At 55.6% G+C, this 23,439-nt stretch carries 15 protein-coding genes; 4 read left to right on the top strand and 11 right to left on the bottom strand.

Annotated elements, in window-relative coordinates; translation table 11 throughout:
- The first annotated feature begins 11 nt into the window (after positions 1-11).
- The 4 genes from H5T67_05475 to H5T67_05460 are packed head-to-tail and all read left to right on the top strand — an operon-like array spanning position 12 to position 4,646.
- The gene (locus H5T67_05475; protein MBC7244767.1) at positions 12-980 is read left to right on the top strand and encodes an ABC transporter ATP-binding protein; all 969 of its coding nucleotides are present in this window, start codon (positions 12-14) and stop codon (positions 978-980) included.
- Entirely contained in the window at positions 971-1,942 is a 972-nt protein-coding gene (locus tag H5T67_05470; GenBank protein ID MBC7244766.1) for an ABC transporter ATP-binding protein, read from the top strand. Before H5T67_05475 ends, H5T67_05470 begins: the two co-directional genes overlap by 10 nt.
- 55 nt (positions 1,943-1,997) lie before the next feature.
- The gene (locus H5T67_05465) at positions 1,998-3,308 is read left to right on the top strand and encodes an efflux RND transporter periplasmic adaptor subunit (protein MBC7244765.1); all 1,311 of its coding nucleotides are present in this window, start codon (positions 1,998-2,000) and stop codon (positions 3,306-3,308) included.
- Positions 3,309-3,365: 57 nt separating this feature from the next.
- Positions 3,366-4,646: an efflux RND transporter periplasmic adaptor subunit gene (locus H5T67_05460; GenBank protein ID MBC7244764.1), complete on the top strand. Its 1,281-nt coding sequence runs from the start codon at positions 3,366-3,368 to the stop codon at positions 4,644-4,646.
- A gap of 115 nt (positions 4,647-4,761) precedes the next feature.
- On the opposite strand, the gene H5T67_05455 is transcribed toward H5T67_05460, so the two are convergent.
- The 11 genes from H5T67_05455 to H5T67_05405 form a co-directional block, all read right to left on the bottom strand.
- Positions 4,762-9,639, bottom strand: coding sequence for a M20/M25/M40 family metallo-hydrolase (locus tag H5T67_05455; GenBank protein ID MBC7244763.1), 4,878 nt, complete (start codon positions 9,637-9,639; stop codon positions 4,762-4,764).
- Positions 9,640-9,714: 75 nt separating this feature from the next.
- Entirely contained in the window at positions 9,715-10,902 is a 1,188-nt protein-coding gene (locus H5T67_05450) for a PD40 domain-containing protein (GenBank protein ID MBC7244762.1), read from the bottom strand.
- A 105-nt stretch (positions 10,903-11,007) separates the two neighbouring features.
- Positions 11,008-13,467, bottom strand: coding sequence for a M28 family peptidase (locus tag H5T67_05445; GenBank protein ID MBC7244761.1), 2,460 nt, complete (start codon positions 13,465-13,467; stop codon positions 11,008-11,010).
- Between the two features lie 60 nt (positions 13,468-13,527).
- Positions 13,528-14,445 carry an ABC transporter permease gene (locus H5T67_05440; protein MBC7244760.1) on the bottom strand — a complete coding sequence of 306 codons (918 nt, stop codon included), beginning with the start codon at positions 14,443-14,445 and terminating at the stop codon, positions 13,528-13,530.
- A gap of 193 nt (positions 14,446-14,638) precedes the next feature.
- Positions 14,639-15,481 carry a dihydroorotate dehydrogenase electron transfer subunit gene (locus H5T67_05435; protein ID MBC7244759.1) on the bottom strand — a complete coding sequence of 281 codons (843 nt, stop codon included), beginning with the start codon at positions 15,479-15,481 and terminating at the stop codon, positions 14,639-14,641.
- A complete protein-coding gene (locus H5T67_05430; GenBank protein ID MBC7244758.1) occupies positions 15,468-16,397 on the bottom strand; it encodes a dihydroorotate dehydrogenase in 930 nt (309 codons plus the stop codon). Before H5T67_05430 ends, H5T67_05435 begins: the two co-directional genes overlap by 14 nt.
- A 59-nt stretch (positions 16,398-16,456) precedes the next feature.
- A complete protein-coding gene (gene pyrF, locus H5T67_05425) occupies positions 16,457-17,902 on the bottom strand; it encodes an orotidine-5'-phosphate decarboxylase (protein MBC7244757.1) in 1,446 nt (481 codons plus the stop codon).
- Positions 17,903-17,921: 19 nt separating this feature from the next.
- Positions 17,922-18,908: an aspartate carbamoyltransferase gene (gene pyrB / locus H5T67_05420; protein MBC7244756.1), complete on the bottom strand. Its 987-nt coding sequence runs from the start codon at positions 18,906-18,908 to the stop codon at positions 17,922-17,924.
- A 48-nt stretch (positions 18,909-18,956) separates the two neighbouring features.
- Positions 18,957-20,015, bottom strand: coding sequence for an amidohydrolase family protein (locus tag H5T67_05415; protein ID MBC7244755.1), 1,059 nt, complete (start codon positions 20,013-20,015; stop codon positions 18,957-18,959).
- A 351-nt stretch (positions 20,016-20,366) separates the two neighbouring features.
- Positions 20,367-20,570, bottom strand: coding sequence for a hypothetical protein (locus H5T67_05410; protein ID MBC7244754.1), 204 nt, complete (start codon positions 20,568-20,570; stop codon positions 20,367-20,369).
- Between the two features lie 475 nt (positions 20,571-21,045).
- Positions 21,046-23,070 (bottom strand): glycosyltransferase family 39 protein, encoded by a 2,025-nt coding sequence (locus H5T67_05405; protein MBC7244753.1) that lies wholly within the window; start codon positions 23,068-23,070, stop codon positions 21,046-21,048.
- Positions 23,071-23,439 lie beyond the last annotated feature (369 nt).

Below are 23,439 nucleotides of genomic sequence, written 5' to 3'. Positions count from 1 at the left end.
GCGGCACTATTATGAGCGAGCCTATGGTCGAAACTCACAATCTGTGCAAGACTTTTGTTGGCCGCGGGAAAGTAAAAAACCGCGCGGTGGACGGATTAAGCATTGAGGTGCAGCGCGGTGAGACGTTTGGCTTGCTCGGAGCAGATGGAGCGGGGAAGACGACCACTTTGCGCTTGCTCAATGGGCTCTTGCTCCCCGATCGAGGGGAGGCCAAAGTGGCCGGTTTCGATACCGTCAGGGAATTCTCGCAGATACATCTGCGAGCTGGCTATATGCCCCAGCAGTTTGCTCTCTATGGCGACATGACTGTGTTGGAAAACTTGCAGTTTTTCGCCAGCGTGCATGGATTGACACAGGCACAAGAGCAAGAGCGCATCCCGCGCTTGCTGCGCTTTGCACGCTTGGAAGAGTTTCAGGGGCGTTTAGCGGCGCATCTGTCTGGCGGGATGAAGAAAAAACTGGCTCTGACCTGTATGCTGGTGCACCAACCGGAGATTGTGTTTCTCGATGAGCCTACACTTGGCGTTGATCCAGTCTCCAGGCGCGAATTCTGGAATCTGTTGTCCGATTTGCGTGCGGAAAGGGGGCTGACCATCTTCGTTTGCACACCATATATGGATGAAGCCGAACGTTGTCACCGTGTTGGATTGTTGCACGAGGGACGTTTGATTGCCTGTGGCACGCCAGAGGATATCAAGCGCATGGCGCCCGGAGAGCTGATCGAATTGCGGCCGTCTATGCTGTATGTGGGAAGGGATATCATCACCCCATTGGATGGCGTGCTGGAAGTTCAGACCTATGGCGATTTGCTGCATGTTTTTGTGGATGATGCTGCTCGACGGATACCGCAGATAGAAGCAGCGTTGGCAGCACAAGGTATTACGGTCAGTGGCCTGCGGCGGATTGCCCCACGCATGGAACAAGTCTTTGTATTCCTGATCAAGCGCCAGCGAACAACTAGCGAAGGAGCATGTCCATGAACATAACTCCTGCCATCGTTGTGGAGAACTTGACCAAGCGCTTTGGGGCGTTCACAGCAGTGAACGACATCAGCTTTACCGTGTGGCGTGGGGAGGTGTTTGGCTTCCTGGGACCGAATGGTGCGGGAAAGACGACTACGATCCGTGTGCTGTTGGGTTTGTTGCCTCCCACGAGTGGCAAGGCTGAGGTGTTGGGATATAACGTAGCCAGGGAGGCGAAAGCAATGCAGGCTCATGTCGGGTATATGTCGCAGTTGTTCACATTGTACCGAGATTTGACTGTAGCAGAGAACATCCAGTTTTATGGGCGGGTGTATGGACTAAGTGCCCAGGAACTCGAGCGGCGGGGAAAAGAAATCGTGGCTATGGCAGGGTTACAGGGGCGGGAGAACGAACTGACAGCAAATCTCTCTGGAGGCTGGCGGCAACGCCTAGCGCTAGGTTGTGCCATCGTCCACAAACCAGCGCTGGTGTTCCTGGATGAGCCAACTGCAGGTGTGGACCCACTGTCAAGGCGTGCTTTTTGGGAACTCATCTATAATTTAGCCAGGCAAGGCACCACTGTCTTTGTCACTACGCATTACATGGATGAGGCGGAGCATTGTCAACGCGTCGGCTTCATCAGCGAGGGGAAGTTGATCGCTTTGGGCTCTCCATTTGACCTGAAAGCCAATCAAATGCGCGGGCAAGTCGTAGAGATCGCTTGTAGCGATGCCGAAGCTGCTATGCGAGTGCTTCGTGGAGCCCAACAACAAGGCTTATTGCCGCTCGATGAAGTGGCGCTTTATGGTGCGTTAGTACATGCAGTGGTGGAAGATGCCAGGGAAGCAATGCCTGCCATTGCTTCTTTGCTTCAGGCGAAAGGCATTGTCGTGCAAAGCATAGATTGGATTGCGCCTTCGCTAGAGGATGTATTTATTGCGAACATGCGCAAAAAGCGAAAGCCAGTTGTGATACTTTGAGAGAAGAGTGAGAAGAGGATGGCTTGTAGATATCATGAGCAGGGAGGATGTTTGTATGACCCAGCGTAAGCGCAGAATCGTTAGTTTATTGATCTTGGCTCTGTTGGCCGTGTTCGTGGTGGTCATCTTGCAAGGCAGGGCATCCTTAGATGCGGGGTTGTTGATGCGATCAGCGCCTGGGGTCATGGAGGCATCCGGAGTAATTGCGGCAGAAGAGATTGCCATCTCATCGCTCTATGGAGGGCGAGTTGCGTCCATTGCAGTCAACGAAGGCGATGTGGTAGCAGTAGGGCAAGAGTTGGTAGCGTTGGATACGAGCCTGTTAGATGGCCAGATTGAGGTTGTGCGTGCTCAAGTGGAGGTGGCCCAGGCGGCGCTGAGACAAATAGAAGCAGGGGCAAGGCCTGGTGCGATTGCGGCGGCAAAAGCGCGTGTGGCACAGGCAAAAGCAGCGTATGAGGCGGCATTACAGGGGCTCGCGGATGCTCAGGCGCTGCGGGATGATCCACAGGAGTTGAAGATGCAAGTTGCTATCAGTGAGATTCAGATTGATGCTGCCCAGCATCGCCTAGAAAGCGCGGTGGCTTTGAAGGATGCGGCAGAGGTGGCCAAGAATGTGATGGAGTACTCCGAGGATCAGATACACAATTGGTCGTATCCCGTACCGCCGCCCAAACTTCCACAGGAGTTGCAGTTGGCACCCTATGATTGGTGGCAGTCATGGGCAGGGGTTAATGCCGCCAGTGCCAATCTGGAAAAAGCCAAGGCGCGCTTGTCCTACTGGCGCACTGTGCTAGAGAATCCAGTGCAGTTGGAGGCACAGGTGGCCACCGCCAAGGCAGCGGTTACAGAAGCCCAAGCGGCAGTAGAACTAGCAGAGGCGCAACTGCGCGCTTACGAGGCAGGTGCTACGGAAGAACAATTGGCTGCTGCCCGTGCGCGAGTGGAGCAGGCGCGCGCAGCATTGGATGCGTTGCTGGCTCAAAGGAAACAGATGGTCATCGTGGCGCCAATAGATGGGGTTGTCCTCTCTCGCGCGGTTCATGTGGGCGAAGTAGTTGCACCGGGAGGCAATATGCTTTCGCTAGCAGACCTGACGCAGGTGCAGCTGACGGTGTATGTGCCTGAGAACCGCCTAGGCGAGATCGCGCTCAACCAGAAAGTGCGGGTGAGTGTATATGCTTATCCCGGGCGTGTTTTCGAGGGGCAAGTGGTGCGCATTGCCGACCAGGCTCAATTTACCCCGCGCAACGTGGCTAGCAAAGAAGAGCGGGTCAATACCGTTTATGCAGTGGAGATTCAGTTGTCCAATGAAGAGGGGCTGCTCAAGCCGGGCATGGCGGCAGATGCGAGGTTTGAAGAGTGAGAAGTGAGAAGTGAGAAGTAAGGAGTGAGGAGTAAAGTGAGGGGAAGGGTGTTTTTTGTGTTGCGTAGTGCGTGCTCCGTGTTGCGTGTTGCGTGTTCCGTGTTGCGTGCTGCATGTCTGGTGATGGCAGGTTTTCTATTCGTTTGGGCTGTTGCCTTGATAGTTCCCAGTAGCGGACGCACGCAAGCCAAGAATACCTTGGAAGTTAGTGGGGTGATTGAGGCGGATGAAGTGCGCATCGCTTCTGAATTCCAGGGGACTGTCGTTCAGGTAGGGGTACAAGCAGGAGAGGCGGTGCGCGTCGGGCAGATGCTGGTTGTGTTGGATAGCCAATCTATACAGGCGACGGTGCGCCAGGCTGAGGCTGCCGTGAAGGCAGCACAGGCTGATCTGGGGTTGATCTGGAACAAACCACAAGCCGAGGAAGTGTCTATCAAGCAAGCGCAGGTGACCATGGCAAAGGCGCAACGGGATGAAGCATATGTCGCTTGGCAGGCAGCACAGCGCGAGCTGGAGGAGCTGCAGGAATTACAGAAGCAAATTCTGGAAGCCAGGGCGCAACTGGCGCTTGCTGAACAGAACGTAGAACAGGCTAAAGCAAATTATTATCGTGCGCGATACAAGGCTGATCACGCTGAATGGGGCAGCACTGAACGTCAGGTATTGGAACTTCAAGCGAAAGCGGCAGAGGCAGCGCTGGCGGCAGCCCAGGCGGATGAACGTGCTGCCAAGGCAGTGGTACAGCACCTAGAGGATATGCAGCAGAGGCCACTTGCATACCGGGCCAAAACTAATGCTGCCAAAGGCAAGTATCACGTGGCGGAGGCAGCAATGGCGGTAGGGCAGGCTGAATTGGACGATTTGCTGGCTGGGGCAACGGCAGAGGAAGTGGCTGTAGCCGAGGCAAATCTAGCATTGGCGCAGGCACAACTTCGGCTCGCTCAAATGCAACTCGAGCGGTTGACCCTGCGTGCGCCGGTAAATGGAGTTGTGGTAGCGCGCATGATCAATGTGGGTGAGACAGTATTGCCTGGGGTCACCTTATTGACCCTAGCGGATTTGGACGAAGTGAATCTGGTCGTCTATGTGCCGGAGCACCGACTGGGGGAGGTGCATCTGGGGCAGAAAGTTGATGTGATGGTGGACAGTTTCCCACAAAGACGCTTTGAGGGAAGGGTGGTGTATATCTCTGACCAGCCACAGTACACGCCGCGAAACGTAGCAACCAAGGAGGAACGAGTCAACACTGTTTATGCCGTGAAGGTGCGTTTGCCCAACCCAGAGGGACTGATCAAGCCAGGCATGGCAGGGGATGCGGTGTTTGGCCTCACCCCCTAACCCTCTTTCCCAAAAGGGATTTGGGGGAGAGGGAAGGGCCTCACCCCCCGGATCTCTTTCCTAAAAACTAGGAAAGGGGAATTCAATCTCTCCTGTCAGGAAAGATTAGTAGGGGCTATTCATGATCCGCTAAGGTCATGATGGTTAGGGCAAGCACACGTCCCGTGGCTTGTAGTTTGCGGGTGTCTATCAGGTCTGGGGTATCGCCAGGCATGTGCACGTAATCGGGGCGCTCCCAGGACAGCTTGACCGCCGGGATGCCTAGTGCATGGAAGGTCTCGTGATCGCTATTGCCTTCGTACTTGCTGAAGTTTAACCGTCCCTCGACCTGCGTGGCGGCGTTATCCAGATGTGCCAGGATGATGGCATCCTGTTGCTCCTCGGCATAGACGCCGATGTAATAGCCCCGTCCCTGACCAACCATGTCGAGTTGAATGGCTGCCACTGTACTGGTCAGAGGATAAACTGGATGCGCGACATAATACCTAGAGCCGAGCAAGCCCTGCTCAGCAGCGTTCCAGGCAGCAAACAGAACAGTGCGGCGTGGGTAGTAGCCTGCTTCGTGCCAGAGCCTGGCGAGTTCCAGCAGGACGGCGACTCCGCTGGCGTCATTATTGGCGCCGGGGTAGAGCGTGCCATCGGGCAGAATGCCGACATGGTCGAGGTGTGCTCCCAGGATCAGCACTTCATCAGCAAGTTCCGGGTCACTGCCAAGCAGTACGCCCAAGACATTGGATGCACTGCTCAGCGCGCTCTCTATTTGCACGGACATGCGCACTGATAGGGGCAAGGGCAAAGCGGGCGGGGACTTTTCAAGCTGCGCAGATCGATAGCCAGCGATAGTAAGGAGCAAGTCGAAGGCTTCCCTCGTCAGTTCAAAAACCGGAATTGTCGGTGTACTCAGGCTGTGTATGTCATCCGTCTTGATGGACATATCCTTGGGCCATTTGTCGGTGATGAGCAATAGCCCGCCAGCACCACGGGATAAGGCATTCTCAGCATCTGTCCACGGGTCTGGACCAGCACGGGCCAACGCCACTCGCCCACCCAGTTGTATATTCTCGTTCTTCAGATCCTTCACATACACAATGCTGCTTCCCGCCTGACCGCCTCCTGCGCATCCTCCTAACAATTCGCGAAAATCCACTCGGTACTGCAGGGTATGTGTCTGGCCATCCTGTCCTATCAAGGTCAATTGGGGTGTAGTTATCAGTGCTGTCTGAGTGAAGGCAAAGGTCTGGAAGTAGGTCCCGTTATCCCCAGCGGGTTGCAGTCCCAATGCAGCAAATTGCTCGGCGATGTAGTGGGCAGCGGCATCGTTGCCGAGGGTTCCTGCCTCGCGCCCTGTCCATGCTGCTTGAGTCAGTGTATAGACATGCTGCAGCGCAAGTTCGCCATCAAATTCGGATGACAGGGCAATGAGTTGTGGGGAGATGTGCCCTCGTAAGACGGATTCGCGCCATGCTGCGTCGAAATCGGCAAATGTCGTGCCGGTTGTGCGGACAAAGGCATCCCCGAAAGATAGGCCTGTGCCCAGCAATCGCAGCCATTCCAGGAAGGTTTCGCGGCCATAGCATTGCCGGAAATAACTGACAATGTCCCAACCCACGCTGTAGAGCAACTGGAGATCATCCTTGGATAGTTCGCGCCAGTTGTCCAAATCTGCTAGAGTGAGAGGACGCTTGCTGCGCACCAAATCGTACACTTGGCGGCGCCATTTGCGTACCTCCTGGTTGAACCACTGTGGATCGTAGCGAGTTGCTTCGTACTGCGCGGCACCCTCGTGCACACCCCCGTGCTGAACCCCTTTTGCAAACAGGGCAGTATGAGTCAGTTCGTGCGCAATAATGCGCCCCACGCCGTTGTATCCGTTTTGTCTCCAGTCTGGAATGCCCAACTTGATGGACTCGCCAGGCTCCGTCCAGCCCTGAGCATAGGGCATGGACAGATAGATGGAATAGCGGAATGTACTGTTGTCGTCATAGGCTTTGATTTCGATGGGCTGAATGGGGTAAAAGTCCAAATCGGCAGTGACGAGGTCGTAGGCGCGTTCTGCTTCATCGAGCAATGTGGTGGCATAACGACCTTGGTCAGGGTGTTGGTATTTGAGCACAAAATGCTCGCTGCGCTGCTCCATGAAAGCAACATCCGCGTAGAGCCAACGGTTGTCCTTGTGTACAAAATGGGCATTGTAGGTAACGCTCATGGAGGATGCATCTGGCTCAGCCAGTTTGTATTTGGCAGTGAGTCTTATTGTAGCCTGATGATCAGTTAGTGACAGCAATTGGCTTTCGTAGGCAAATTCGGCTACCGGATGCTCCAGTAGGTCTTCGAACCAGTGCGTTTCTTCTTGGTAAAGCGTGGTATTCTGTGGGTCAACCGTAGCCAAGAAAGCTGCTTGGTCACGGGCGAGAATGGCGTTACGGCGTTCTGCAAGGGTCTGCTCAATGCCCTCTGCAGCCAGTTGCCAGGGGGCAAGAAGAGCGGTGCGCCAACTCTCCATATTGATTGCAGTAGGGTATCGCAGTGCCGTCCAGCCATGAGTTTGCAGGAGATAGTGAGCCATGGCCCAGGACTGGGCAACCCACAGTCTCCCTTCTGGGGGACTGATCTGATAGCGGGTGGGCATCTCCTGGGCAGTCCACAGCGTACCGCTGCGGTTTGCCTGAAGGAGCAGCGGTATATACTCGCTTTGGAGCTGTTCTTCGAGCATTGGGCTCATAGCGCGCCGGCAATCTGACAAACCCTGGGCTAGCCAACTGGTGGTCTGTGTGGGCCAGCCCGTATGCTGCAAGGCAAACTCGAAGAGGAGCGTGGGCAGGCTTGCCTGGTCGCTTAGGGCGATGCCGTCGCTCAGCGGCCAACCTGGTGCCTCATCATAGCCCGGTGGTGGGGCATGCAAGGCGTGCAGCAAGTACTTACTGCCTGTACCAGGCAATGCCAGGTCACCGCTGCGGAAAGGTTGGCTGTAGAAGCCCACGACGATCGGGTCTGGCAGGTCCAGATCAGCCTCATCTACGAGGAATTCATAGAGTGAATCAGCCTCCTGAGCTATGCTCTGGGCTAGGTCAGGCTGCTGGAAGTGCTGCACAAGCGTATGCTGACCTTGCACTGCGTCCCATGCTGGGCCGCCGTAGTACCAATGATGGTCATCGCGCACCCATTTAGCGGGAAAACTGGCCATGGCCTGGGAATGCTCGGGCTTCCAGCGATAGCGGAGTGTAACCGTCGCAGTGGCGATATCTGTCGCAACTAACGCTGAACCTACCGTAGCGCTAAATTCGGCAGGCTGACGGAGGGTCAAGCCCTTCAGCCAGTCTTCCTGCCAGAGCAAGAGCTCTCTATCCTGATCATAGGTGATGGCATGCAGAGCATCCGCGTCCCGTGCCGCAATCGCTTGTTCGTATTGGACAAACAAATCCTCCAGTTTCTCTTGCTCATGGCTAAACTGGAGCAGCACCAAATGGGCCAGTTGGCCTGCGGCTTGTAGTTTGTCTGGTTCGATGTTGTCCAAGTTGTCTTCGGGGACATGGTAGATGACCCCAGGAGCAACCCCATCCCACCAGATATAGAGCGTTGCGGGCACGCCTGCTCCGACGAAGGGGGCATGATCGCTGCGTCCCATGGACTGTGTTTCTACCTCAATGCCCAACTGTGCTGCGGCGACGAGGGATTGATCTGCCACAATGCCACCGGCATCGATGAGCAACTTGGCGTTGCCTGCGCCCACCATGTCCAATTGCAGCATGCCTACGGTATTTTTCAAGGGATAGCGCGGGTGTTCGACATAATAGTTGGAGCCATAGAGGCCAATCTCCTCGCCGTCCCAAGCAGCGAACAGCACAGTACGCTGAGGTACGTAACCCACCTCCTGCCACAGCCGTGCGATCTCCAGGAGGACAGCAACACCGGAAGCATTGTCATTGGCACCACCCCAGACTGTGCCATCGGGGTCTGCGCCGAGGTGGTCGTAGTGAGCACCGATGATGAAGACTTGCTGTGTGCCATCCGGGTCGGAGCCAGGAAGCACGCCCAACACATTACGCCCTGTTGCGGTTTTTTCGTAGCGCAGGGGCACATTAAGGCGCACACGGGTGGATAGAGGACGCCATTGATATTGGATTGTCAGGTCCTCCAGAGTCATGCCACTGTCGGCTAGTAGCCCTTGTAGTACTCTCTGACCGACAATCAATGTGGGTATGCCCTGAGGTAACAGTGGCCCCTGATGAGCCTGTCGGCGCATTGGAAAGCTGGTGCTCTCCGGACGAGCCAGCAGCACGGCCTTGGCACCATGCTCTAACGCTTGACGGAGCACGTCATCCACTGGGTATCTGTAACGGCAAAGCACAATGGCACCTTCAGCGTTTAGCCCATTGTAATCCTCGTGCCTGCCATCACTGACCCAGATCACAGGCCCTTCGGCTTGTCCTCCATCCGCATAGCCGCCCAGCCAGATGGTGTAGTCGTCGCGAAGATGGTACTCCGCGACCACTTGGCCGCGCTCATCCACGATTTGGAAGGTGGGCATGGCAGTTAATTCAGCATAGGGAACGGGAAACTCTTGGAAATAGGTGCCGTTGTCGCCTGCTGGCTGTAGCCCGTATTCCGCAAAGCGGGCCGCAATCCACTCGCTTGCCAGTTTGCCCCCGGGGGAACCGACAGCCCGACCAGCGTACTTCGGGCTGATGAGTTCGGCAATGTCGGACAGGGCATGTTCCACGCGAAAAGATCTCGCCAGGGTAATCCAATCCTCGTCACGGACAACTTGCTTGGCCTCGCGTACGACAGGAACCGTGACCGGTGTGCTCTCGGGAATGGGTTGGGCTGCCTCTCCAGGCTGAGGCGTGAGGCGAGCCGCAGCAGTTGCTGCTGGCGTGGGCTGCAGATGTGTGAGGATGGGCGTTCCTTGCAGCCGTGACCACCACACACCCAGGGCTACTGCCCAGAGCATCAAAAAGATGGCAACGACAGGTATCCACCTGGGATTAGGCAATCTGCTTCTCTGTTGCGCTGAATGTTCGCTGAAATTATTCATGCATTACTTTCATCACTCATTCCTTATCACTCATCACTTCCCCACTGGTATCCAGGTTGGGAATCCTTCGAAGCCTGGGTCGCTGGTCAGATGGCGAGGCTGGGCTTTATCCAGCTCCAGAACATAGAGGTCTACACTCATAGACGTGGGGCCGTGTGCGGCCATCAGTGTATAGGCCAAGTAGCGGCCATCCGGCGATGCGGCGGGATAAGCAGCACTGGCTTCAGCAGCAGTAAGGGCTTTCCACGTCTCGCTACTTCCGGGGGATGCAGGCCTGAGGTAGAGTTGACCCGAATAGGACCTAGGTGATGACGCCACGACTGCTAGGAGATAACCTTTGTCTTCAGCACGAGTGCTGGCTCTAGCAGGCAACCAATGCAACTCAACCAGGAACTCGCCTGGAGCGTTTATCATGTATTGTTCGCTGCCATCCTTGCTGAGCACGTGAATCTTGCGATCCGCAAGGGAGTAGAGCGCAATGAATTGGCCATCTGGGGACCAACAAGCCGTCATGGTGGCGTCATCTCTGGTAATCAATTGCCCGCTGGTCAGGTCCAGGAGGTGGGCCACCGGCAGGGGCACGTTTGTTTTCTCGGCTTGCAGGATCAGAGAGGCTTCCACGGGCGACCATTGAAGGCGTGTGCCAATGGTGTAAATGGTAGCCACTCGTCTAACCCCGCCTCTTTCCACGTTGCAGAGGTAGATTCCGGCTTCGTCTTTGGTGAACTGTCCATCTCCGTTGAGATCTTCTACGCCCGCGAAGGCGAGTTCCTTGCCATCGGGTGACCAGGCGGGGGCCACGGCGAGGATACGCGGTACTTTGCCGCTGATCTTGGTCGCTTTGTTCTCACCATAGGTGACGACATAGATGCTTCCGGGTGTGCCCACTTCAGTAGCGCTGATGCTTCCTAGCTGCGCTTCGAAGCGAATAAAGGCGATACGTGGTCCTCCGCTGCCTGCCCGTGGGTGGGGCTCGCAAACGGGAAGGACATCGCCAGATTGAAATGGCATCGGCGAAGTGATTTCGCGTCCCTCCAGGTCGCAGAGGTATATTTGGTACTTCCCGTTGCGATCCGAGATGTACGCGATAAGGTATGGCGATGTGGCCTGGGTTGGCCTCATCTGCAGGCTCTTGGCAAAGAGCCAGATGGTCACCGCGCTCAGGCACATGGCCATAAGAGCCATGGTTATCCAGATTATTTGCTGTGTCCGTTCGCTCATAGTTGGGTATGGTGCCATCAAGGAATAGGGCAACGAACAAACGAATGGCGGGCGCTGTGATTCGTTTATTCGTTGTGCATTCGTTGATGGTCCGTGCTTCCTCCTCTAATACTCATATTCACGGCTTAAGGTGATCAGGGCTAGGTTGACTGCTTGGCCGGCAGCGTTGAGTTGAGATGGGTTGATATGGTCGAAGGTGTCTTCGCTTGCCGGCAGGCCGTCATCACTCCAGCCTATTGCTACCATTGGCGCTGAAAAGGCGGTATAGTAGGGATGATAGCGCATGGTGTTGCTTTTGGCCGGGATGCCACTGCTTTCGGCAGTGCGTAGGAAAAGCTCGGTCAGTTTCTCGTCACCACTGACGATTAGTTCGCTGCCACCGCGGCCAAGGCCATCGAGGTTCACTACGGCGACGGTCTTGAGTATGGAATAGGGTGCTTGGGCAGCAAGGTATTCGTGAGCACCGGAGTGTTCCCATTCTCCGCCTGACCAAGCGGCAAAGAGCATCGTACGGCGCGGCTGAAAACCGGTTTCCGTCCACAGACGCAGAATTTCGAGCATCACCGCAATGCCTGAGGCGCCATCATTAGCACTATGGAACACAGTCCCATCCGGCTGGCGGCCCGCACTATCGTAATGCGCAGAGACAATGACCAGTTGCTTGTTCAGTTGGGCGTCCGCACCTCTGAATACAGCGAGCACGTTATCTGTCGTTACTTCATGGGGAGCGGAAAGTTCCAGTTGCATGTGCAGGCGATGGCTCAGTTCGTATGCGGTCCACGGTGCTGCTTCGGGATCTGTTTCTGCCAACGTCTTTTGGAGCGTTGCGATGCTCAGGCCATCTGGACTAAGCAAAATATCGGCTGCGGCAGGGCTGATGTGGAAAATGGGCAGGACGACCGGACGTAGATACTCTGCCTCTTGGCGTGCCAGTTGCAGCCGTGGAGCGATGTCCTCGTCAATGATGACCACGCCCACAGCTCCGCGGATGAGCGCTTCTACCACGAAGCCAGGCGGTGCATTGCTAGATAGCCAAAGCGCGATGCGACCTCGCAGATCGAGTTCTGCGAATTCCTCCGCCTTGTATGAAGATTTGGCGAAAGTGAGCAAGACCACTGGCGCATTCACTTCTCCAGATCCACCGTGGCCGCGGATGTCCACGCCGAAATCTACACGGTAGCGGAACGAATGCAGCGCTTGTCCAGCGCTGTCGAGCATCTCCAACAGTGGTTGGGTGACTGGAGTTACCACCTGTGTGGTCCAAGGCAAGCAAAAGTCCCAACCCGGCTTGATTGTTTCCAGCCCATGGCGAGCAAATTGCTGGGCAATATAGGCTGCTGCTGCATCTGCTCCTGGCGTACCAGGCAGTCGCCCCTCCATTTCTGGTACGGTCAATGCTTCCAGGTGGGACAGTGCGTTTTGGACATCGAAACGCTGCGCGAGTCCAGCATAGGAGGGAGCAGGACCGACATGAGTGACGATATACACCGTTGCAAGAGTGATGGCGGCGATGACGAGCACCATGCGCTTGCTCAGGATGAAGGCGGTGCTGACGCCGCGCTGTTGCACGATGCGCCGCAAGCCTTCGCCTAGCAAGTTAAAGCCTAGCACCGCCAGGAAGAAGGCCAGAGCCGGGTAAAAGACCATCCAGGTTTTGCTGCGGGCGTACTGGCGCGCGCCAGCCATCATTGCTCCCCATTCTGGGATGTCGGGGATGTTGACCACTGCGGTGTCACCAACTTGTACCCAGGTGCCTCCGCCGATGAATACGCCGATAAAGCTCAGTTCGCCCAGAATCATGAGCACGGCGCCCATCTCCAGCACGGCGATGACCACCAACGACGGCAGGACGTTGGGCAGGATGTGGCGAATGGCAATGCCTAGTCCATCTAGTCCGATAACGCGTGCCCCCTCGATGAAAGGCTTGCGGCGCACGACCATAAACTCGCTGCGGATGTATTGGGCGATCTCGGCCCAGCCAACGAAACAGAGGGCTACGATGAAGACGGTAATGCCGCGCTGGATGCCGAGGGCGAGGATCAGGATCATGCCGGTCAACAGCGCCGGCAGGGCAGTGGTCCATTCCACTAGTCCCATGACCAGGCGGTCGAGCAGTCCGCCCTCATTCCAACCAGCGAGCATGCCTAGCGCAGAACCAAGCAAGATGCGCGCCATGGCGATAAACAGGCAAGCAACCAACGTGTTGCGCGTACCATAGAGCAACATGCTGAGGATGTCGCGTCCCCACTCATCCGTGCCCAGTGGCAGGCCAGGCATAGGAGGAAAAGGCGGCGTGGTGAACTGACCGTTTATGACCATCGAGCTACGCTGGCCAGCCAGGTACGGGTTCTCCGGTGCCAGAAGTGGCCCAAAGAGCACGACGAGGAACAACGCGAATACAATCAGGCTGCCGATGATCAGTGGCCCGTTTATTTCCAGGCGCGGGCGAGGCTGTCGGTGCTCGACAGCACGCGGTTCTGGCAACGATTCAATCTGGGGCCCTTCTGCCTCCAGCCAGGTCAAGTCGGGTTCAGATGATATGATGCGTTTCAGACGGTCAAACAAATCTATCCTTTTCTAGGCAAAGCGTAAAAGCGGAAATAGGTAGCGTGCTCCAATCTTTCTTTACCCCTCGCTTCTTATTCTTGGATCGAGCACGCGGTACGCTAGTTCCAGCAATAGGTTGATTAGCATAAATGTCAGCCCGAGTGCTAGGGCCATGCTGATAACTAGGTTCGTATGGCGCATGCGGATGGCGGTCAGTAGTGTAGCGCCCAGTCCTGGCCAGCCGAAGAAGTATTCCACGACGGGCAAACTGCCCAAGGAAAAGCGCAACGAGACGCCCAAGGCGGTGAGGATGGGTACGGCGGCGTTTGGCAGCACGTGGTCGCTCCACACCCGACGTTTGGGCAATCCCTTGGCGTGGGCAGTGCGCACATAGTCTTGGTGGGCAGCTTCGGTCAGGGAGATGAAGGTGATGCGTGCTACCTGCGCCAGCGGACGTGCCGCGAGCACCAGCCCAGGCAGGATAAGATGTGCATCCCAGCCAAATCCTCCTACCGGCACCAGACGCACTCTAGTGCGCTGATACCAGGTGATTTCGAGCACTTGCAACAGCAGCGCGGTAAAGAAGGAAGGCAAGGAGATGCCGAGCAAAGTGGTGGTGAGCAGCCCCAGTGACAGCGGAGAGCCTTCCCAATAGGCTGCGAGCAGACCTGCGCCGATGCCTAGCACAGCAGCGAAAAGCAGGGAAATGAGAAGCAGCCCCATGCTCTTCACATAGGTATCCGCCAGGACCGTCGTTACCGGCACGAAGGTGCGGGTGCGGCCACTGCCACGCTGAACCATGCCCAAGTTGCCGGAGAACATGTCATGGATAAAGGATCGGGTATCGCGGACAGCTTGCATCAGCACGTTGGTGCTGTGTTGACGCGACGCCACAAATGGCTGACGCATCATTTGCAGTCCAAGGGCGCAGAAAAATATGATGGCCAGGCTGATGAGCAGAATCGAGCCTAGGCGACGCAAAAAGAAACGAGTCATGAATGGAATGCTCCTTTGTGTCGCATAGTATAATGATTATGTGGGATTTGGCAAGGGAGGCGAAGGCACGCGGCAGTTCTGTAGTGCGCTGATTGATCGCAGAAGCAACTATCTCTGCTTTGCGGCTGGGCGATAGCCCTGCCATATGGTTTTTCAACACCCTCCCACGCTCTAAGGGGTGCAAACTAACCCCTTAGGGTTTCTTTGGGGACCACTCCAGAACAGGGCCATCTCGGCAAATGAGCAGCCCCTGCCAGGCACATGACCCACATAGGCCGAAGCCGCACTTCATGAAGCCTTCGTAACTGAGTTGGCATGGCAAGGCGTGCTCGCAGCAAATGGCGCGCAATGCCTCCAACATGGCGTGGGGGCCACAACCATAGACTATCCTGATTTCGTCCCGCTCAGCCTGCTGCAGAAATCTTTCAGCAAGATCCACAGCCGTTCCTTGCTGCCCGGTAGAGCCGTCATCGGTGCAAATGAGCGTTTGACAGCCCAAATCCGTGAAGCGCTCTTGCAGGATGACGTCCCCTTTGGTCCGCGCGCCTACAATGGCAGTCACTGGCCAACCTGCTGCTCTTGCATGTCGCGCCAAGAAGGCGAGCGGCGCTACGCCGTACCCCCCGCCGACGAGCAACAGTGTCTGCTTGCTGTCGCTACAATCGGCGGGATATATGGCAGGCAGCGTATACCCGCGTCCAAAAGGGCCACGCCACCACAACCAGTTACCTGCCTGCAAGTTGTGTAGCGCGGTCGTGAAAGGACCCACTTGGGCTACAACAATCGTGAGCGGGTCATCATTGGCTAGGCTGAACGGCTTCTCATCCAAGCCGGGCTGCCAGATCATCACGAATTGCCCCGGCACGGACTCGACACAGTCCTCCAAGACAAAACTTTTTACCCGCGTGCTTTCTTGTGTAATTTGACGGATACGAGCCGGACGCGGCAGCATTACCGCTTTTGAGAGGATGTCCCTGGCCTTTGTGTATTCAGGGTATACGCTAGAGTTTTGATGGTCATGTTCATGGTCGCTCATGGGCAATTCCTCTGATTTCATCCAGATTCCGATAGCTACATTCTTCCATCAAATTTTCCATCTCGCTTCGGATAAGTTGGAAGGCATCAAGACCGCGGTAATAAAGCGCTGAGCCAATGCCGACTGCTGTTGCTCCAGCCAGGATCATTTCCAGTGCATCGCGCCCAGTGGTTACGCCGCCAATGCCGATGACCGGGATGCGCACTGTCGCATAGATATCGTACACACAGCGCACGGCAATGGGACGAATCGCCGGGCCAGAGACACCGCCTACCCTATTGGCGAGTATGGGCGCACCCGAATGTATGTCAATGACCATGCCTGGACCCAGGGTATTGATAGCCGCGATGGCGTCGGCACCGGCATCCTCCACTGCCCGCGCGATTGCGGCAATGTCTGACACATTAGGGGAGAGTTTGACGATGAGGGGGCAGTTGACGACGGCTTTGACCGCGCTCGTGACCGCTGCAGACATGCGAGGGTCGGCAGCAAAGGGGGGACCAAATTCGGCTTCCACATTGGGGCAGGAGATATTGATCTCCAGGAAGTCGGGATCGGCCAGGCACATGCGCTCCGCAACTGCCACGAAATCGTTCACCGTATGAGCAAAAACACTGGCGATAAGAGGCACGCCGAGTGTCCGTAGCTGCTGCTTGGCCGCACGCAGTTCAGCGATTTGTGCTTCGACGCCGGGATTGCTCAATCCTATGGCATTGATCAAGCCCCCACCCCAATCGAGCACCGTGGGATTGGGATGCCCTGCCCGTGGCTGAAGGCTGCACGATTTGGATGTTACGGCTCCTGCACCAGCCCGCGCCACGCGCACCAGCAGCCCAGCCTGGGTGCCAAGGATGCCTGAAGCGAGGATCAGCGGATTGGGAAGAGGCACACCGCATAGTTGCACAGATAAATTCATCGTTAGTTCCTTTTTTATGCCCACTCCTATAGATAGAAAGGATGTTACATTTTCATGCCTTAGCCAGAAGATTTTGCTCCACGGCTTTTGTCCAGCCAGTTATACACTTGCTCGTACTGCTCTGAACTAATGCGTCCATGCGCAACCAGCACCTGCAGCACCTGGCTCAATTTCAGAACACTGTGCACGCGATAGCCTTGCTGGGCGAGTTGTTCTGCTCCTCCTTGCTCTCGGTCTATCAGCACGACGATGTCTTTTACACGGAGGCCGGCTGATTGCAGTGCTGCAATGGCTTCCAGTTTACTGTCCCCGGTAGTAATGAGGTCATCCAGCACCACCGCCTGCTCGCCGGGGGTAAACTGCCCTTCGATGCTGCGTCGCGTGCCATACGTCTTGGCTTCGCGACGCGGGTAGATCAGTGGCCGATTTAGTTCTATTGCCGCGGCTATGCCAATGGGCAGAGCGGCGTAGGGAATGGCGGCGATGCGGTCATGGTCTAGGTTGCGCAGCAAAGCGGTTAGGGCATAGGCTACTTGCTGCAAAAGCAAGGGAAAAGAGACCAACAGGCGCAAATCAATGTAAATGGGCGAAATCTCGCCTGAATGCAATGTAAACGTGCCAAACTGGATGCAACCTGCCTCGTGCAATGCAAGTATCAACTCGTCGTGCGAGGATAACTTGGGGACACTGGGGCGAATCTGCCTGGCAGCACAGGCGGCATTGATGGCATCCCGCCATCGTGCTGCAGCCTGGTCAGGTCGTGCATCGTAGATGATTGCGCGCGATACGCTAAGCAACATGCCACGCCCATTCCTGTTCAATCCCGCGTCTATGGCTGCCTGGACATCGCCGCCCTGTGCACCCAGACCGGGTACTAAGAATACCATCTGTGGTGCGAGTTCGCGCAATCGGCGCAGGGCTTTGGGGTAAGTGGCACCCACCACCAGCCCCACGTTGCCGTTCGTGTTCCACGACAGTGCTAACTCAGCGATGCGTTCGTAGAGGGCACGCCCGTGACATGACATTCCTTGAATTGTCTCAGCACCAGGATTCGATGTATGGCACAGCACGAACACGCCATGCTGTGGACGGCTGATGAAGGGCAGCAGAGCATCGCCTCCCAAGTAGGGATTCACGGTCACGGCATCCGCGCCCAACACATCGAAAGCAGCTCTGGCATAGGCTTCGGATGAAGGCCCCACATCGCCGCGCTTGGCATCCAGGATGACCGGTATTTCGGGTGGGACGATGGCGATCGTGTGCTGCAAGGTTTGCCAACCACTTGCACCCTCTGCCTCGTAAAAAGCGCTATTCACTTTGAAGGCGCAGGCGTAGGACGCCGTCAGCTCGATAAGCCATTTGTTGAAGGCAAAGAGGGGGTCATCGGCAAGGCGCATGGGCTTGGGTAATTGGCGCATATCTGGGTCCAAGCCGACGCACAGAAGGGAATTGGCTTTTGTGATGCGTTCATTTAGTTTTTCGAGAAAGGATTTTTTTGGCTGCACCCGTTCTCCTTTCTACACTCTATCCCTTGCCCAGCACGGCTGCAAGCAGGGCCATGCGGATATACATGCCGTTTTCCATTTGTCTGAAGTATGCGGCACGGTGATCTTTATCCACTTCCGGGTCAATTTCCCCCACCCGAGGCAGGGGATGCATGAGGATCATGCGTTCCTTAGCACGGCGCATGATGTCTGGTGTGATAATATAGTAGTCTTTGACTTTCTCATACTCGGCTGGGTCGGCGAAGCGTTCTTTTTGCACTCGCGTTACATAAAGCACATCCAACTCACCTATGACTTTGTTCAAATCCGCAGTTTCCAGATAGGGGATGCCTGTGGCGTCCAGTTCCTCAATCAGTTCTCTGGGCAGGCGTAGTGAATCGGGCGAGATAAAGCGCAATTTGACATCGAAAAGGCTGAGCAGACGGGTTAACGAGTGGACCGTGCGACCGTATTTGAGGTCTCCGAGCATGCCCACCGTAAGCCCATCAATCCCGCCTAACTCTTCTTCGATGGTGAAGATGTCGAGCAAAGCCTGTGTCGGGTGCTCGCCGATGCCATCGCCTGCGTTGATCACCGGCTTATGCGCGGCGTCGGCGGCGATTTGAGCCGACCCAACTTCAGGGTGACGCAGGACAATTGCATCGGCATAGCATTCCAGCGAGCGCACGGTATCGGGTAGGGACTCGCCTTTCATGACCGACGAGAAGCGCACCTCGTTGATGGGAATCACACTTCCCCCAAGCCGAGACATCGCGGCGACAAATGAGGAACTAGTGCGTGTGCTCGGCTCATAGAATAGGCAGGCCAAGACGCGCCCGCGCAAGATGTTAGACGAGCCCTCTCGTTGCACCAGGATGCGCATCTCTTCCGCGAGCGCGAACAAATACTCCAAGCGATCGCGGTCGAATTGCTTCACGGATAGAATGTCCCGGCCGACGAAATAGTCACGCGCTGAGGTGTTAGAGAGTGCTCCACGGCGTCCGTAGATTTTTGCGTTGTTCTGCATGCTTACCTCCTAATTATATTGGATTCATCTCGACGCGCAATGCGCGAGTTAGTACAAACCTATCTGAATGCCATAACCTGGCGCAACCAGGATACGCCCTTCTTCGTAGGCTAAGGTACCCCGCACATAGGTGCGGAGCACACGGCCCTTCACTTGCCAGCCCTGAAAGGGGGTCCAGCTGCACTTGGTGAAGAGATGGGAGGCGTCAATCTCATAACAGGCGTCGGTGTCTACTACTACCCGGCTGTCCTGCTGTGGCTGCAGTCCATATACTCTGGCTGGCCCGGTGCTGGTCAGAGACACCAGACGATCCAGGGAAAGCCTCCCTTCAGCAACAGCGGTGAGCATGAGAGGGAGCATGGTCTCCAAGCCTGGGACGCCAGGTGGTGGCTGGGCGCTCTTTTTCTCTTCCAAAGTATGTGGCGCGTGATCGGTTGCCACCACATCAATGATATCCAAGTTGTCCCACAAGGCTTGGCGGTCTTCAGCGCTGCCCAAGGTTGGTTTCATGTAGGCCAATGCCCCGAGTGCTCGTTGGTCTTCTTCGCTCAAGAAGAGGTGGTGAGGCGTGACCTCGCAGGTTACTTTCCATCCTCGTTCTTTTGCTCTCCGCACTAGTTCCATCTCTGCCCGTCGGCTGAGATGGCAAATGTGAACGTGTTGTCCATAGAGTTGACCCAGTGCAATGGCCACGGCGACCATATGCTCTTCGGCATGGACTGCGATCGGGCGCCCTTTGGGCCAGGATTGGAAATGTTTCATCAACAAGGGAAGCTGCTCCAGACGCAGGGGGCCATAACTTTCGTTCAGGTACATCTTCAATCCCACTGCATCGCGCAAGTTACCCACGGCATCCGCATTGTCCGTGCTTGCCCCAACGAAGAAGCCATAGTCGCAGACGGCTTTCTCTGCTGCGCGGCGTTTCTTTTCGGCCAAGGTTGAAGTATCCGTGAGGGGAGGTATGTTGTTGGGCATGTCGAGCACAGCCACTATCCCGCCGTGCAGAGCGGCACAGGTGCCGGTGTAAAAGTCTTCTTTGTGCGTTCCTCCAGGATCGCGCAAATGCACGTGGGCATCAATGAGCCCGGGCAGTTCAACGATCGGCATAGTTACACTCCCAGGGACTAGGCATAAAAAAGGCGGACACTGGGTCCGCCGATAGGAAGGGTGTGAATTCGTTGGAAACGCAAAAAGAGAGCACTCGTACGAGTGCTCCTTTGCTCCTCATGCTATGCACATGGCAAACGTATAACAATTGCATGTGCTCAGTCCTTCAGTTTGGATCTGCGAATTGCCTACTTTGGCAAAGTATAGCACAAAGTGCTGGATTTGTCCAATTGACGCATTATGTGGGGATGTAGTTCAGTTTTGGGGCAAGTTGTTGAGTCTTGACCGTCAACAAATGGCAGCGAATAGACAAATATCGGACTGGATTGCATCTGGTCTACTGTTTTACGACTAGCGGTAAGAAACAATGGATCGGTGTAGAGGAAGCAAAGCACAATGCTCAGGCGAGATCAGTCCTGCAGGACTCGGAGGCGGGCGATTGCTTGTGGGCGTGTGGGTTGGCGTGTGAACGGGGGTCAGTGTTGGTGTCGGCGTGTGGATAACAGGGGTTGGTGTTGGCGTGTGCGGGAGGGCAACGAAATTCGCTTCTACCACCTGATAGCCACCAAGGTACCATATACAATTGCCTCTGGGTGGATCGAATATGTAGCCCTGATATGATGCTGAAACCTTTACAGGGATTGGGGCCTCCGAAAAGGGATGGGGGGTCAAATTCGTAGTAGCCATTGTCATCTGTCACAGTTTAGTCTGCTTGGTCGGGATAGGTGATGCACTCCCAGCGGATGGTTACGCCAGCCAACCCTGGACCGCCAGAATGGTATAGATTATACATGACCGTGGATAACCAGTGCCATTTCCTGCCCGGAGAAGTTATGGTTGGGTTCGTATGGGTCGGGGCAGGAAAGCGGGAAAACTAGCAGGCAAAGTGCGCCTAGGAGGGTACTTATGAATAGAATATATTTGGGCAATAATACATTGGATGGAACTGCTTGTCAAACTGCACGTGGTTCATCCATCAGCACGCGCACGGGGCTGAGTAAGGCTCTTGAATGCAGGGACGCCCTTGTGTTTATGACCTATCTGGCAGAATGTTTACCTGCGTCAGAACGACAAGACAGTCTTTTTCATTGCCCAGTTCGTCGAGCACGCCCAAGCGGGGCATGCCCTCGACAAAGCGGTTGTACAAACCAACAATCAGGTTGTATTCCCCAGGAGGGAGCCAGGACGGAATTTCGATCATGTGGCGGTCCTCGATGACTTCCCCTGGACGCCAGGTGTACGTTGGTCGAGAGTCGTTGGCGGGGTATCCATCGTGTTGGGTGCGTGCTTCAAGGCGTTGCACGTGGGTGAATACCGTGTACGATTCGCTGATTGGGTTATCAGCACGCCAAAAGAGGGTTAATTGAAGCGTATCCCCATGGTGAAAGGTCAAGCGGTTGACACGCGCCTCAAGCAGGGTAATGCCATGCCGCCAGCGAGCGTTGACCAGCATGACAACGTTGGATTCCCAGACAAACTTGGCCGCCGGAGATAATTGGATGTGGCGCAAGCCAACACCATGGAAGGAGGGCACGCGCAATTCCGTGCCCTGCCTGAGCAAGAGATCGGACACGAAATGGTGCGGATCTACTACATGATCCTGCCAGAGCAACAGCCACACTCCGCTTTTCCCCGTGGTGATAGCACTTAGCTGTTCAATGACTTGGAGGGTTACCATGTGGTCCACCCGCAGCAGTGGGTCATCAGGGATAGGGTAGCGCTCACAGCCTGGGCAGTAGTAATCGAAGACGGGGAACATGTGCCCAGAGATGAGTAGGACTGCCTCGTCCGGCTTGCGGTGCTCGCGGATATAGGAGACGGCTCCACGAAAATCTGGTCGGCGCATGGCAGAGTTGAAGAAAAGGTTGTAGGCAGCGTAGCCAGAGGTTGCCAATACGAAGCAGATGGCTGTGAATGCCACCAATAGGCTAATTGCTTGCCTTATAACTGTTGCAGCGCTTGATGCTGACCCCCTGAGTTCTGAAGCGCTTACTACAAACTTGCTTGCTGCAAACTGAACGAGAGTGGTGCTGAGGAGCAAGAGGAATGCAGGCGAGAGGAGCATGGAATGGCGTGGGCTGATGCGCGGCTTGTGCGAGTAGAGGAAAGCAATCAGCAGGGCAGGCACGATCAAGTACATCCAGAGGAAAAGTAGCGTGTGTCTCGCACCAGATTTGGTCTGTGCTTGACGGAGTTGTGGCGCACTTATGAGTAGCAAAACGAGGTAGCCGATGGTCACAGGCCAGGCGAGATGCTCCGGCGTGGTCTCGCCAACGCTGAGACTGATGAGGACACGACGCAAGGCGGCCAAGAAGGGCATGCTCGCTGCCCAGTAACCGGTGTCGTACAGGTAGCGGTTGACGAGGACCGAGACCCAAGGGCTGTAACCCGCCATCCCCAAAAGCAGGACCGCTAGCCCTTCTTGCAAGTAGGAGGGGGGATATCCAACCGACAGCCACCACACGCCAAAATAGAGAGCGTGTGCAACGAGGACAAGCAAAGCGAAGTAATGGACATAGGCTGCTGCCAGCGATGTGAGCAAGTAGGCACCCCATAAAAAGATGCGCTGCTTTCGAGGGCAAGGTATTGCGGTAATGCGCAGGAGCAGGTAGCTCGCAAGGAGGGTCAGGAATGTAGCGAGGGTGTACATGCGCGTTTCACGGGAATAATAGAGCCCCAGTGGGGAAAAGGTAGCAAGGAAGGCAGCAGTCAGGCCAACTGTCTGTCCCAGGATGCGCTTGCCCATGACATAGATGAGTGGCAAAGTGGCAATAGCGCACAGAGCGGAGAATGTGCGCACAGCGAATGCGTGATCACCGCATAGGCGAATCCAAAGGTGAAGCAACAGGTAATATAGGGGTGGGTGCACATCTTGGGCTGTCCAGGCAATAGCTTCGGCCCAAGATGCTTTGGCTAAAGCAACGCTAAAACCCTCATCGTACCACAGGCTCTGGCTGTCCAGTTGATAAAAGCGCAAGACAGCAGCCAGAAATATGATGGCTACGAGCAACTGGTGATCGCGGCGTGGTTTTGCAAGATGGTTTGCGGTATGCATTTCATACACTTTTAGCGCTGAAGCGCTTGCTAAAAACTAGACACAATGAAATTGTAGCGGAGTACATGGTTGTTGTCAAAGTGAAGAGGTGTGCAGTAGGTGAGCAAGTGCGGCGCTTAGCATTTCGCTTCATTCGAACGAGTTCGTAGTACGTACTTCAGTGCGTTCAGTGAGCGCTGAAGCGCTCACTACGAACAAGTGATGTGAATTTTGGCATTGTGCACAGTTACTGTCAAAACTCGGGTGCGCTTGCGCCAACAGATCGTTACCAGGTGGTACAGGCGATTTTGACAAAAGGGGGTGCTCCTGTGGTAAAAGAATTGTGGAAACAACTGCACCAGGAGGAGCACCGCCTATGGCCGATCTGGC

The sequence above is a fragment of the Chloroflexota bacterium genome (genome assembly GCA_014360905.1).
Classification (GTDB): domain Bacteria; phylum Chloroflexota; class Anaerolineae; order UBA2200; family UBA2200; genus JACIWX01.
Note: the sequence above shows the minus strand (reverse complement) of the source record. Positions and strands in the feature narration are given on the sequence as shown.

What these genes read in the sequence shown, in the direction of transcription:
- H5T67_05475 (MBC7244767.1), top strand. Translation starts at nt 12, where the DNA reads ATGAGCGAGCCTATGGTCGAAACTCACAATCTGTGCAAGACTTTTGTT.
- H5T67_05470 (MBC7244766.1), top strand. Translation starts at nt 971, where the DNA reads ATGTCCATGAACATAACTCCTGCCATCGTTGTGGAGAACTTGACCAAG.
- H5T67_05465 (MBC7244765.1), top strand. Translation starts at nt 1,998, where the DNA reads ATGACCCAGCGTAAGCGCAGAATCGTTAGTTTATTGATCTTGGCTCTG.
- H5T67_05450 (MBC7244762.1), bottom strand. Translation starts at nt 10,902, where the DNA reads ATGAGCGAACGGACACAGCAAATAATCTGGATAACCATGGCTCTTATG.
- H5T67_05440 (MBC7244760.1), bottom strand. Translation starts at nt 14,445, where the DNA reads ATGACTCGTTTCTTTTTGCGTCGCCTAGGCTCGATTCTGCTCATCAGC.
- H5T67_05435 (MBC7244759.1), bottom strand. Translation starts at nt 15,481, where the DNA reads ATGAGCGACCATGAACATGACCATCAAAACTCTAGCGTATACCCTGAA.
- H5T67_05430 (MBC7244758.1), bottom strand. Translation starts at nt 16,397, where the DNA reads ATGAATTTATCTGTGCAACTATGCGGTGTGCCTCTTCCCAATCCGCTG.
- pyrB (MBC7244756.1), bottom strand. Translation starts at nt 18,908, where the DNA reads ATGCAGAACAACGCAAAAATCTACGGACGCCGTGGAGCACTCTCTAAC.
- H5T67_05415 (MBC7244755.1), bottom strand. Translation starts at nt 20,015, where the DNA reads ATGCCGATCGTTGAACTGCCCGGGCTCATTGATGCCCACGTGCATTTG.
- H5T67_05405 (MBC7244753.1), bottom strand. Translation starts at nt 23,070, where the DNA reads ATGCATACCGCAAACCATCTTGCAAAACCACGCCGCGATCACCAGTTG.